The organism is Arthrobacter sp. FW306-06-A (assembly GCF_021870055.1).
Taxonomy (GTDB): domain Bacteria; phylum Actinomycetota; class Actinomycetes; order Actinomycetales; family Micrococcaceae; genus Arthrobacter.
The window spans coordinates 1,920,177-1,933,048 of sequence record NZ_CP084552.1 but is presented as its reverse complement, the minus strand read 5'-3'; the positions used below and the strand labels follow the sequence as shown (position 1 = coordinate 1,933,048).

The window sequence follows — 12,872 nt, the reverse complement described above, 5'->3', positions numbered from 1 at the left end:
AGCCAAAAACTCCCGCAGCACACCCCAACGGCTGCGCAGTAACCCCAGAAGGATTCACCACACCCCATGGCCCGCCGCCAAAGTCCAGCCCCGATCGCAGACGAGAACTACACGGAAAACATCGTCGATATCGATGTCACCTCCGAGATGCAGGGCTCGTTCCTGGAGTACGCGTACTCAGTGATCTACTCGCGCGCGCTCCCGGACGCCCGTGACGGGCTCAAGCCAGTGCAGCGGCGGATCCTCTACATGATGAGCGACATGGGCCTGCGCCCCGACCGCGGCCACGTCAAGAGCGCCCGGGTGGTGGGCGAGGTCATGGGAAAGCTGCACCCGCACGGCGACGCCGCCATTTACGACGCCATGGTGCGCATGGCGCAGGACTTCTCGCTGCGCCTCCCCCTGATTGACGGGCACGGCAACTTCGGCTCGCTCGACGACGGCCCCGCAGCACCGCGGTACACGGAAGCGAGGCTGGCGGCGGCCGCCCTCACGCTCACCAACCACCTCGACGAAGACGTGGTGGACTTCGTCCCGAACTACGACAACCAGCTCACCCAGCCGGACGTCCTGCCTGCCGCTTTCCCCAACCTGCTGGTCAACGGCGCCACCGGCATCGCCGTCGGCATGGCCACCAACATGGCCCCGCACAACCTGGTGGAAGTCATCTCCGCCGCCCGGCACCTGATCGCCAACCCGGACGCCACCCTGGATGACCTCATGCGGTTCGTTCCGGGCCCGGACCTGCCCAGCGGCGGCCGGATCGTCGGCCTGGACGGCATCCGCGACGCCTACGCCACCGGCCGTGGATCCTTCAAGACCCGCGCCAAGGTGGAGATCGAACAACTTTCCGCGCGCCGCACCGGCCTGGTGGTCACGGAACTGCCGTACATGGTGGGCCCGGAAAAGGTGATCGAAAAGATCAAGGACGCGGTCAACGCCAAGAAGCTGACCGGCATCAGCGACATCGTGGACCTGACCGACCGCAAGCACGGGCTCCGGCTGGTCATCGAGCTCAAGAACGGCTTCAACCCCAACGCCGTGCTGCAGCAGCTTTACCGGTACACGCCGATGGAGGACTCCTTCGGCATCAACAACGTCACCCTGGTGGACGGCCAGCCGCAGACTCTGGGCTTGGTGGACCTCTTGTCCGTCTACGTCAACCACCGCATCAACGTGGTCCGCCGCCGGACCGTGTTCCGCCTGGGGAAGAAGAAGGACCGGCTGCACCTGGTGGAGGGCCTCCTCATCGCCATCGTGGACATCGACGAGGTCATCCAGATCATCCGGTCCTCGGACGAGGCTGCTGCGGCCCGTGAACGGCTGATGTCCATCTACGACCTCACCGAGGTCCAGGCCAACTACATCCTGGAACTGCGCCTGCGCCAGCTCACCAAGTACTCCCGGATCGAGCTGGAAAAGGAACAGGACGAACTGCGCCGCGAGATCGCCGAGCTGCAGGCAATCCTGGACTCCGAGGAACTGCTGCGCACGGTGGTCTCCGACGAACTCGGCGCCATCGCCGAGGAGCACGGTACGCCCCGCAGGACCGTCCTGCTGGAATCCGAGGCCGTCTCCCCCACCGTGGCCGCCGAACTTGCCGGGGCCAACGGGAAGAAGGGCAAGCCCACTCCACTGTCCCTGGAGATTGCGGACGACCCCTGCTGGGCCATCCTCACAGCCTCCGGGCAGGTGGCCCGCACCAGCAACCAGGAACCGCTGGCCGAGGCCGGTCCCCGCAGCAAGCACGACGTCTACACCTCGGTGGTGAAGACGTCGGCCCGGGGCGAGATTGCGGCCGTCACCTCGCTGGGCCGCATGCTCCGGCTGCAGGTCATGGACATGCCCGTGCTCGCGCCCATGGCCGGGCTGCCCAACCTCGCCGGCGGCGTTCCGGCCAAGGAGTTCCTCACCCTGGTGAAGGGCGAGTCCCTGGTGGCGTTCGTGCGCCTGGACGAGGTCCTGGCCATCGGCACCGCCCAGGGCGTGGTGAAACGCGTCCAGCCGGACTATCCGCTGAACCGCGAGGACTGGGAAGTCATCACCCTCAAGGACAAGGACTTCGTGGTGGGCGTGGCTCCGGCCAGCGCAGACGACGTCGACCTGGTGTTCCTCACCCGGGAGGCCCAGCTGCTGAAGTTCCCCGCATCCGCCGTCCGTCCCCAGGGGCGTACCGCCGGCGGCGTGGCGGGAATCAAACTGGCCGCGGGTGACCAGGTGATCTTCTTCGGTGCCGTGCAGCCCAAGGACGAGGCCGCCGTCGTGGTAACCATCGCCGGGACCAACGGCGCCCTCCCTGGCACGGCTCCAGGCACGGCGAAGGTCACCGCCTTCTCCGAATACCCGGCCAAGGGACGCGCCACCGCCGGGGTTCGGTCACACCGTTTCCTGAAAGGCGAGGACATGCTGCTGCTCGCCTGGGCAGGACACGGCCCGGCGAAGGCGTCATCCGCCGCCGGCGTGGCAAGGTCCCTGCCCCAGGAGCACGGCCGCCGTGACGGATCGGGCGTCCCGCTCTCCCAGGCCGTGGAAGCGGTGGGCCCGGCCATGGCCTGGCCGGACGGAGCATCCGAGGACGACTAGTGCGGGCGGGACTGAGGCGCGGCCGCCTCCAACAGTGCAGCTGCGCTCAACCCGCCACGTCCCTGCGCCGAAAGCCCGCGACGGCGAGCGCCAACAGCACCGCAATGGTGAGGGCGGACACCAGCACGCTGTCCCACGCGGGCCCCTGCCGCAACGGGTCCTGGCCAACGTACTGGTAGAACGGTGAGGCCTTTTGGATCCGGCGGAAGGCTTCCACCAGCGGTGCAAGCGCGTTGACGATGTAGGCAAGAACCGCCAGCACCGCGGGGATTCCGCGGCTGAGGCCGGTCCGCCCTGTGGACGCCGACAAGGCGAGGGCCAGGGATCCGAAAACCACGCCCAGCAGTGCCAGGTGCAGCATGGCGGCAGCCACCTTGTCCGGCGGCAGGACAAGGTCCGCCATGTTGCCCTCAATCACCAGCGACAGCCCCATGACGGCGGCCAGCAGGAAGGTGCCCAGCACCATGGCGAAGAACTTGTCCACCACCACCCTGCCCCGGCCCACCGGGTTGGCAAGCAGCAGGTCCATGGTGTCCCGGTCCTCTTCCCCGCCAATCGACCCGGCCCCGGCGCTGATGGCGTAGATCAGCACGGCGATCGGCCCCATGAAGGACAGCAGCTCCACCTGGATATAGCCCGTGGGAGTGGACATGTCGGCGCTGGATGTGGCGAACAGCGACCGGAACGCCTCCGGCATTTGGTCGATGAAGTCACTCATGGACGGCTGCGACTTCACGGACGGCCAGATGGCTGCGTACGTGGCCACAATCAGCGCCAGGGAGACGGCCCATGCCAGCAGCACCCTCCCCTGGTCCCGGAGCGTCTTCAGCAGGACGTTAACCAGCATGGCCCACCGCCGTTCCGGACACGCTTTCCGTCTCGGCGGCGGACGTATGGCCGGGTTGCTGGTCAATCCCGTAGTAGCTCAGGAACATCTCCTCCAGCGGGGCTTCGGAACATTCGAAGTCCTCCACTTCCCTGGCGCTGACCAGCTTGAGCAGTGCATCCAGGGCAGCCTGCGGGGCGTTGCAGCTCAACGTGCGGCCGTCAACCTGCAGATCCCGCACCCCGGGAACACCGGCAAACTCCGCCGCAGAGACCCCGTCGGTGAAACGGGCCCTCACCCGGTGCAGGGAGCGGGCGGCAAGGTCCTGCAACCGTTCCACCGCCACCAGTTTTCCACCGCGCACCACTCCGATTCGGTCCGCCACACGCTCCGCCTCGCCCAGGACGTGGGAGGAGAACAAGGCTGAACCGCCGTCGGCAGTGTGCTCACGCAGGATGGAATGGAAAACCTGCTGCACCAGCGGATCGATTCCGCTCGTTGGTTCGTCCAGCACCAGCAGCCGTGGCCGCGACATCACGGCCAGGACCACGGCGAGCTTCTGGCGGTTCCCGCGCGACAACGTGCGGGCCGGCCGGTCCAGGTCCAGGTCCAGCCGGACCGCGACCTCCGCTGCCCGTTTCCGGTCATCGCGGTGCCGCAGGTGGGAGCAGTAGGCGACGTGCTGGTTGCCGGTGAGGCGGTCGTACAGCGCCGGCTCGCCGGGCACGTAGCCCACCAGGCGGTGGACGTCCCGCGACTGCCGCCAGGCATCCAGTCCCAGTACGGCCGCTGTTCCCGCAGAAGGCCGCAGCATCCCCACCAGGAGCCGGATGGTGGTGGTTTTGCCTGCCCCGTTCGGGCCCAGGTAGCCAAACACCTCGCCTGGCCCGATGGTGAGGCTGACGTCGTCGAGCGCTGCGTTCCGGCCAAACCGCTTGGTCAGGCCGGCCAGCCGCACCATGCTTTCCCCGTCCGTGCTTTGCGCGCCCATGCTCGTTTCCGGGCTCATGCTGCGACGCTAGCCGGGCCGCTGCGTCCATCCCAGAGTCTTTTGGCCCGCACCGCTTAGACTGCTCCCATGCCTATCGTTCCCGATGCCAAGGACTGGACCTGGGTCCTGTCCCGCCCCTGCCCGGAATGCTCCTTCAACGCCTCCTCAGCCACACCGGCAACGGTCCCGGGCAGCATCGAAAGCATGATTCCGCGATGGCTGGCCGTCCTGCGCCGGCCGGACGCGACCCAGCGCCCCAACGACGACACCTGGTCCGCGGTTGAGTACGCCTGCCACGTGCGGGACGTCTTCACCCTGTTCGTCCAGCGGCTGAACCTGATGCTCACGGCGGATGATGCCCGCTTCGCGGACTGGGACCAGGACCGGACAGCGGTCGAAAAGGACTACGCCAACGCCGACCCGTCGGAAGTGGGCCCGGAACTGGCGGCAGAAGGACACGAGGCGGCCGAGTCGTTCGCCGGCGTCCCCGAAGAGGACTGGGGACGCAAGGGGCTGCGCAGCAACGGCTCGGAGTTCACCGTCCTGACGCTCTCCCAATACTTCCTGCACGACGTCTTCCATCACCTGCACGACGTCAACGGCTAGGGATACAGGCTTCCCGGCCCCTTTCCGGCTTTAACGGGAGGGGCGTCAGCGCAAACGCGCCAGCGGTGCCCGCGCCTGTCCCGAGAATTCCGACAGGTCAAGGCGCCCGTCACCGGCCTGGATGTCCGCCGGGTTGTGGGTGACCAGCACCACCGTGCGGTCCCGCAGCCCGGAACGCAGGTCCGCGAGCATGGCGGCGGCGGACTCCGCGTCCAGGTGGGCGGTGGGCTCATCCAGCAGGATCACCTCCGCACCGGTCAGCAGGGTCCGGGCCACAGCCAGGCGCTGGCGCTCGCCGCCGCTCAGGAAAGCACCCCCCGGGCCGATCCGCGTGTCCAGCCCCGCCGGCAGCCGGCCAACCAGCCCGGCCAGTCCGACGGCGGCCAGGACGGCGTCCAGCTCTTCGTCACGTCCCGCAGAGGCGCCGCCGGTGGACGGCCTGCCCAGCAGCAGGTTGCCGCGGATGGTGGAGTCGAACAGGTGTGCATCCTGCGGGCACCACGCCGCCCGGCCGGTCACCCTCACCTGGCCGGAAGCGGGCGGCAGGAAACCCAGCAGCACCGAGAGCAGCGTGGATTTGCCGGAGCCTGAGGGTCCGGTGACCGCCAGCCAGCGCCCGGGTGCTGCCTCCGCATCCACGCCCGAGAAGACCGGGGAGCCACCCGGCCAGGCCGCAGCCAGGTCCACCAGTTCGATGCCTGGCGCACCGCCGGCCCTGGCGGGAACGGGCTGCAACCCGTCGGACGCGTCGCCGCCTTCTTCAAGCGCCCCCGACTCCCCCACCCGGCGCATGACGGCACGGAGCGCCGGGAACTGGCGCACCGCCGTCGTCATTGCTGCGAAGGGTTCCACCAGCGCCAGCAGCAGGAGGACCACCACGGCCGCGATGGCCGGGGCAACCCTGGCTGCAAGGACTTCGGGCCCGGCCAGCCAGGCTGCAGCCAACGCGGCAGCACCGCAGGCGGCCGTGGCGACGGCGTGTCCCAGCCCGTCGGCCCAGGCGGACCGTTGGGAGGCGCGGGTGGCGTCCCGGTCCTCGGCCAGCAATGCGTCAAGGACGCGGGGCGCCACACCGTTGGCGTGCAGTTCGGCCCGTGCGTCCAGGGCTGCCGTGACGCGGCGCAGGACGCCGGAGCGCAGGGCCTGCTCGGCACTGGCGGACTTCCGGTCACCCCACAGGGCGGCTGCGGGCGCCAGCAGCAGGCCACTGACCGCTGCCCCAACCACTGCGGGAAGGGCGGCCGGCACCAAGGTTCCGGTGGCGGCCACGGCAAGGACGGACACCGCAAGCGCCGTGACCGGCGGCAGGACCACGCGCGGCAGGAGGTCGCGGACGGTGTCGACGTCGTCGATCACCGTACCCAGCACGTTGCCGCCCTGCAGGAGCCGGCGCAGCGACAGCGCCCTGCGGCTCAGGGACTCCCACAGCCGTCCGCGCAGGCGGGTCAGGGCGGCGAACACGGCATCGTGCAGCAGCAGCCGCTCCCAATAGCGGAACACGGCGCGGCCGATGCCAAAGAACCGGACGCCGACAATGGCCGTCAGGAGGTAGAGGATGGGCGGCTGCTCGCTGGCGCGGATGATGAGCCAGCCAGACAGGCCGGAAAGCGCGACGGCGAAGACGGCCGCCAGGGTGCCGACGAAGGCCGCCGCCGCGAACTTGCCCCGGACCGGTGCCAGGAGTGCGGCCAGGAGGCGCGCGGCCCGGGGATCGGCGCCAGGAGCGGCACTGCGGGCGGGGCGGACGGGCCTGGCGCGCCTGGCGTCCGTTCCGCCGTCGGCACCGGTGTCTGTGGCGGGCGTGCCATTCGACCTTGTGCTGCCGGCGGTGCCGGCGTCATCTGCCAGGAGCGCGGAAATGCCGGCACGCGGTACCTCCGGTGTCGTGCCGGCAGGGCCGACCGGCACCAGGACGTCTGCCAACTGCCGGGTGCGCTGGTTGTGGGCCACCAGGATCACGGTGACCTCGCCGCGGAGCCGCCGGATGGCGTTCTCGACGATGACGGCCGAGGCGTCGTCCAGGTGCGCCGTGGGCTCGTCCAGCAGCAGGAGGGTGGCACCCGCGTCGATCCGGGCCAGGCCTCGGGCCAGTGCCACGCGCCGCAGCTCACCCGGGCTCAGCTCCGCCTGGTGCTTCCCGGCGAGGTGGCCGGCTCCTGCGCGTTCCAGGCAGCCGCGGGCGGCGCTTTCGGCCGTGAACCGGTCCGGGCCGTGGCCGGCGTCCGGTGAGAGGTACAGCAGCACCTCGTCCAGGACCTTTCCGGCGACCATGACCGGATGCTGCGGCACCCAGGCCACGGCGCCACGGTCCAGGCCGTTGATGTACCCGGTAATGCTGGTTCCTGCCGCATCCGGTTCGCCGCCGTTGCCGATGGTGCCGGCCAGTACACCCAGGACGGTGCTCTTGCCGGCGCCGCTGGGGCCGTCCAGGGCGGTGATCCTGTCCTGGGGTGCGGTGAAGGAGAGGGGTCCTACGGCGGCTCCGGACCGCCCGGGATAGGTCACCGTGAGGGCGGTGACCTCCAGCGGGGCGCCCGGCCTGCCGGCCTTGGCGGCCGGCAACGGCGCCGGTTCAGGCGCATCCGTCACGGCGGCTGTTTCCGCGAGCGCCACCCGGCCGTCGTCGCTGGCGTGGTGGGCGGTGCCCAGTTCCCGCAGCGGAAGGTAGCAGTCCGGGGCCAGGAGGAGTGCCAGCAGGCCCGCCTCCAGCGGCATGCCGCCGTGGACCAGCCGGACGCCAATGAAGACCGCCACCACGGCCACCGAGATGGTGGCGATGAGTTCCAGGGCCAGGGCGGACAGGAACGCGGTCCGGAGGGTGCCCATGGTGCGCGAGCGGTATTCCTCGGAGATCTCCTCCAGGGCCTTGCGCTGCGCGGTGGCCCTGCCCAGTCCCACCAGGACCGGCAGGCCCTTGGCGAGCTCCAGCATGTGGCCGGACAGCCGCGCCAGCGAGGCCTGGGCCTGCCGCACGTTGTCTTCGGTGTAGCGGCCGATCAGCACCATGAACACCGGGATCAACGGGACCGTCAGCACGATGACCAGCGCGCTGACCCAGTCTGCGAAGAGGATCCGGGCCCCGAGCAACAGCGGAACGGCGGCGCAGTTGACCAGCGCCGGGAGGAACTGGGTGTAGTAGCTGTCCAGCGCATCCAGGCCGCGGGTGGCCAGGACGGCCAGGCCGCCGTCGCCGGGACCGGTTCCCCGCACCCCGCTTCGCAAGGCCCGCTCCAACAGTTCGGCGCGAAGCTCCTCCTTGACCCCCAGGGCTGCGCGGCGGGCGGCGACGGCCTGCCCCCAGACGGTCAGGGAGCGGAGGACGACGCCGACGGCACCTGGAGTGAGCTGCTGTGCCCAGGCCTCGTTCCCCTCGGCGAGGCCGGCCAGGACGGAGGCCACCGCCTGGCCGATGAGGATCAGGGACAGGGCCTTGAGCGCGGCCAGCAGTCCCAGCCAGTAGATGGCGGACCGGGTGGCCGGGCCTGTGGGGAAGGTTGGCCGCACGTCAGCCCTTGGTGGTGAAGGCTTTGGCGGCGATGGCAGGGAGGAAGCTGTGGGCTTCGGGAATGTGCGCAGCGCTGACGCGGCGGCGGAACACCCAGTAGGTCCAGGCCTGGTAGGCGATCACCAGGGGAAGCCCAAAGGCCGCCACAATGCTCATCAGCCCCAGGGTGTAGTCCGAGGATGAAGCGTTGGAGATGGTGAGGTCAAAGGCGCTGTCCAGCGTGGAGGGCAGCACCACCGGGAACACGGCCCCGAAGATGGATGCGGTGCCCAGGATCAGGAAGGCGCCAAGGGCCAGGAAGGCCCTGCCTTCGGAGCCGTTCCGGGCCAGCAGCCAGGCGGTGGCGGCAGCGCCAACGGCCAGCACGACGGCGGCCCAGGTCCACGGCTTGCCGTCCAGGAACTGGATGGCCGAGGCCCATGCGGCGATGGGCAGGAGCAGGACCGGCAGCAGCCGCACGAACCACTGGCGGGCACGGTGGCGGACGTCGCCGTCGGTCTTGAGGGCCAGGAAGGCCAGGGCGTGGAGGAGTGAGAAGCCCACGACGGCAAGGCCGCCCAGCAGGGCGTAGCCGCTGAACCAGGCCATGGGGCCGCCTTCCCGGTCGCCGTTGGCATTCAGCGGAAGCCCGGTGGTGGTGAGGGCCAGGGCGGCGCCCACGCCGAACGCCGCGAAGAAGGAGCCCAGCGCGATGGCCCAGTCCCAGCGGTTCCGCCAGCTGTCCGTGTCCACTTTGCCCCGGTATTCGAATGCGACCGCCCGGAAGATCAGGGCCAGCAGGACCACCAGGAGGGGGAGGTAGAGCGCGGAGAACAGCGAGGCGTACCAGAGGGGAAAGGCGGCGAAGGTGGCGCCGCCGGCGGTCAGCAGCCACACCTCGTTGCCGTCCCACACAGGCCCGATGGTGTTCAGCAGTACCCGGCGCTCGGTGTTGTTGCGGGCGAAGAGCTTCATCAGCATCCCGACCCCCAGGTCGAAGCCTTCCAGGAAGAGGTAGCCGGTCCACAGCACCGCGATGGCGATGAACCATATGGTGGGAAGCAGTTCCATTGTTTGTTTCCTCTGCTAGTAGGCGAAGGCCAGGACGTCGTCGGCAGGTTTGGGCCCGGTGTTGCCGCCGGAACCGGGTGTTTCGTCCTCGTTCTCGTCCGCCGGTGCGTGGCCGAGTTCCGGCATCGCGGACACCACACCCCCGCGGATGTACTTGACCAGCAGCTTGACTTCCACCACCAGCAGGACGGCGTACACGGCGGTCAGTGCCACCAGCGAGGCAATGAGTTCCCCTGCGGAGACACCCGGGGATACGGCGGCGGCGGTGAACATGAACACCTGGTCGATTCCGCTGGGGTCCGGGTTGGGCGCCACGACGAAGGGCTGGCGGCCCATCTCGGTGAAGATCCAGCCGGCGGCATTGGCGCCGAAGGGGGCCAGGATGCCGAAGACTGCCAGACGCATGAGCCACCGGGATTCCGGCACGGTCCCCTTGCGGGTGAGCCAGAGGGCCACCAGTGCTGCCAGGGCGGCGAGGCCGCCAAAGCCGATCATCATCCGGAAGCCCCAGTAGGTGACTTCCATGACAGGGACGTACTGGATTTCCTGGCCTGCGCGCTCGCCGTAGATCGGGTTGTCCGGCAGGTGGGTTCCGTAATTGGCCTGGTACTCCGGCAGCAGGGTGTTGACGCCCTTGACCTCGGTGGTGAAGTCGCCCTTGGCTAGGAAGGACAGGATGCCCGGAACCTCGATTACGGCCACCACGTCGTCGCAGTTCCTGGAGCCGACGTTCCCGACGCTCAGGACGGAGAAGCCGGTACCGTCGTGGCAGGCGGCCTCCGCCGCGGCCATCTTCATGGGCTGCTGCTGGAACATCAGCTTGCCCTGGAGGTCGCCGGTGACGGCGGTGCCGGCGAACGAGATCATGGCGACCACGGCACCGATGCGCAGGGAACGGATCCAGACGTTGTGATCGGCGCGGTCGCGGCCGGGAATGCGGACGTCTTCACCGGGGATCACCCGGCCGTCTGCACCCACGGTGTCAACGCCGTCGTGCCGCCGCCGCCACAGGTGGTACCAGGCGATGCCCAGGAGGAAGCCGCCTGCCACGGCGAGGGCGCCGAACAGGGTGTGCGGAACGGCCACAAGCGCGGTGTTGTTGGTGAAGACGGCCCAGGCGTCGGTCATGACGGGCCGGCCGTTGATCATTTCCACCCCTACCGGGTGCTGCATCCAGCTGTTCGCCACGATGATGAAGTAGGCGGAGAGTGCTGATCCGATGACGGCCACCCAGAGGCAGGCCAGGTGGATGGCCGGCTTGAGCTGCTTCCAGCCGAAGATCCACAGGCCGAGGAATGTGGACTCCACGAAGAAGGCCAGGAGCGCTTCCAGGGCCAGGGGCGCCCCGAACACATCCCCCACGAAGCGGCTGTACTCGCTCCAGGCCATACCGAACTGGAACTCCTGCACGATGCCCGTGGCCACGCCCATGATGAAGTTGATGAGGAACAGCTTTCCCCAGAACTTGGTCATGCGCAGGTATTCGGGCTTGCCGGTGCGGTACCAGGCTGTCTGGATGACGGCCACCACGAGGCCCAGGCCGATGGTCAGCGGCACCATCATGAAGTGGTAGACGGTGGTGATTCCGAATTGCCAGCGTGCGATTTCCAAGGCGTCCATGGCGGTCCCTACTGTTAGCCGATGTAGTTTTCTACGCTTCGTAGAACTTCAACTTCTACAAAGTGTAGAACATCCTTGACGGCGGATGAAAACCCTCCCGCCCTCACCTAGCATCCCGCGGCGGGCCACGCCGCGCCAGATGTTCTACTCCATGTAGAACGTTGGCCGGTTTCGGGGTAAATTAGTTCTGTAGTTGAACAACAGTGGGACGTAACCGTGCACCGAAAGTGCGCGGCGCGGGGAAATAAAGGAAAAGTGAAATGGCTAGTCTTGGTGAACTGGAACGGGCGGTCATGGACCTGCTCTGGGCGGGCCAGGAAGCGGCTACGGCCAATACCCTGAGGGACCAGTTGGCGCGCACGTCGGCGGCACAGGGCGGGCCGGGCCATGAAGGCAAGGAACTGGCCGTCACAACGGTACTGACCGTACTTTCACGCCTGGAGAAGAAGGGGCTGGTGGAACGCGAACGCGGCACCCGTCCCCACCGCTACCAGGCGGTGTCCAGCCGCGCAGACCACACCGCGGAACTCATGCATGAGGTCCTCGGGTCAGCACCGGACCGCGAGGCCGTCCTGGCCCGCTTCATCGGGTCGGTGTCCGAAGGTGAAGCCGAGACGCTGCGCAAACTGCTGGGCCGCGTCTAGCACACCATGTTCTGGGCCTCATACCTGCTGGCGGTCCTTGCGATAATCCTGGCGTGGCCGGTGCCGATCCTCCTGTCCCGGGCCCAGTGGCCGGCCAGGTCGCCGTTCACGGCCATGCTGCTGTGGCAGGCGATCGCGCTTGCAGGTGGGTTGTCAATGATCGGCGCCATGCTGGTCTACGGCCTGGAACCTATTGGAGACAACCTGATTGCAGGCCTCCGCGGCCTCGCCGGCATGGTATTTTTCAACGCGCCCACCACCGCGCTGGGGTTCTGGCACATCTTTGCCCTGTCCGCTGCTGCCCTGCTCACCGTCCATCTGGTGTTCACCCTGCTGCTGACGTACTACAAAATCCAGCGCCAGCGGCGGCGGCACCGGGAAATGCTGGCCCTGCTGGCGTCACCCTCCGGCCAGGATGCCGGAACCCTGGTCATCAGCCACGACTCACCCGTGGCGTACTGCCTTCCGGGCGGCGCGCGTTCGGTGACGGTGCTGTCGGACGGCCTGATGGCGGCGCTCGAACCGGCAGAGCTTCGGGCGGTGCTGATTCACGAGAACGCCCACCTCAACCAGCGGCACCACCTCCTGCTCTGGGCCTTCGCCGCGTGGCGGCAGGCCCTTCCGTGGCTGCCCACCACCCGGCTTGCCCAGGAGTCCGTGAACTCCCTCATCGAGATGCTGGCCGATGACGTGGCCCTGCGGACCGAGAGCAAAGCCACCCTCATCAAGGCCATCGCCATCGTGGCCAGCGGTTCAGCCGCGGAGGCCGGCGCCGGTGTCCGGCCCTCCTCGCCAACGCTGGCCCTGTCCGGGCTTGAGGCAGCATCAGGCGGAGCCGGCTCGGACGCTGTCCGTACCGCAGCTTCCCGCGTCAGCCGCCTGCTGACGCCCCAGCCTCCGCTTCCTTCCGCCGTCCGCAGCGCCGTCATGGCAGGCAGCGTCCTGCTGCTCGCGCTGCCCACCGCACTCCTGCTGGTTCCCGGACTGCTCGGCTGACCAGCCGCCGTCGTGCCCTGTCCAACGAGCCTGCCGTGCCCTCCCGCGCCT

Annotated in this window: 9 protein-coding genes; 4 read left to right on the top strand and 5 right to left on the bottom strand. The window is 68.7% G+C overall.

What is annotated here, in order from left to right; translation table 11 throughout:
• The first annotated feature begins 66 nt into the window (after positions 1 to 66).
• Positions 67 to 2,583, top strand: coding sequence for a DNA gyrase/topoisomerase IV subunit A (locus LFT49_RS08810; RefSeq protein ID WP_236821812.1), 2,517 nt, complete (start codon positions 67 to 69; stop codon positions 2,581 to 2,583).
• 46 nt (positions 2,584 to 2,629) lie between these two features.
• On the opposite strand, the gene LFT49_RS08805 is transcribed toward LFT49_RS08810, so the two are convergent.
• Both LFT49_RS08805 and LFT49_RS08800 read right to left on the bottom strand, forming a co-directional pair.
• Entirely contained in the window at positions 2,630 to 3,430 is an 801-nt protein-coding gene (locus tag LFT49_RS08805) for an ABC transporter permease subunit (protein WP_237430264.1), read from the bottom strand.
• Entirely contained in the window at positions 3,420 to 4,418 is a 999-nt protein-coding gene (locus tag LFT49_RS08800; protein ID WP_237430263.1) for an ABC transporter ATP-binding protein, read from the bottom strand. Before LFT49_RS08800 ends, LFT49_RS08805 begins: the two co-directional genes overlap by 11 nt.
• A gap of 69 nt (positions 4,419 to 4,487) precedes the next feature.
• Here LFT49_RS08800 and LFT49_RS08795 point away from each other — a divergent pair, with 69 nt between their 5' ends.
• A complete protein-coding gene (locus LFT49_RS08795) occupies positions 4,488 to 5,006 on the top strand; it encodes a DinB family protein (protein WP_236802064.1) in 519 nt (172 codons plus the stop codon).
• A 45-nt stretch (positions 5,007 to 5,051) separates the two neighbouring features.
• Here the strand turns inward: LFT49_RS08795 and cydD are convergent, their stop codons facing one another.
• The 3 genes from cydD to LFT49_RS08780 are packed head-to-tail and all read right to left on the bottom strand — an operon-like array spanning position 5,052 to position 11,181.
• The gene (cydD, locus tag LFT49_RS08790) at positions 5,052 to 8,510 is read right to left on the bottom strand and encodes a thiol reductant ABC exporter subunit CydD (protein WP_236802063.1); all 3,459 of its coding nucleotides are present in this window, start codon (positions 8,508 to 8,510) and stop codon (positions 5,052 to 5,054) included.
• A 1-nt stretch (position 8,511) separates the two neighbouring features.
• The gene (cydB, locus tag LFT49_RS08785; RefSeq protein WP_236802062.1) at positions 8,512 to 9,561 is read right to left on the bottom strand and encodes a cytochrome d ubiquinol oxidase subunit II; all 1,050 of its coding nucleotides are present in this window, start codon (positions 9,559 to 9,561) and stop codon (positions 8,512 to 8,514) included.
• 15 nt (positions 9,562 to 9,576) lie between these two features.
• Positions 9,577 to 11,181, bottom strand: a complete 1,605-nt coding sequence (locus LFT49_RS08780) for a cytochrome ubiquinol oxidase subunit I (RefSeq protein ID WP_236821807.1) — start codon at positions 11,179 to 11,181, stop codon at positions 9,577 to 9,579.
• 260 nt (positions 11,182 to 11,441) lie between these two features.
• Here LFT49_RS08780 and LFT49_RS08775 point away from each other — a divergent pair, with 260 nt between their 5' ends.
• Positions 11,442 to 11,825, top strand: coding sequence for a BlaI/MecI/CopY family transcriptional regulator (locus LFT49_RS08775; protein ID WP_142134261.1), 384 nt, complete (start codon positions 11,442 to 11,444; stop codon positions 11,823 to 11,825).
• Between the two features lie 6 nt (positions 11,826 to 11,831).
• Positions 11,832 to 12,821 carry a M56 family metallopeptidase gene (locus LFT49_RS08770; RefSeq protein ID WP_237430262.1) on the top strand — a complete coding sequence of 330 codons (990 nt, stop codon included), beginning with the start codon at positions 11,832 to 11,834 and terminating at the stop codon, positions 12,819 to 12,821.
• Positions 12,822 to 12,872: the final 51 nt, after the last annotated feature.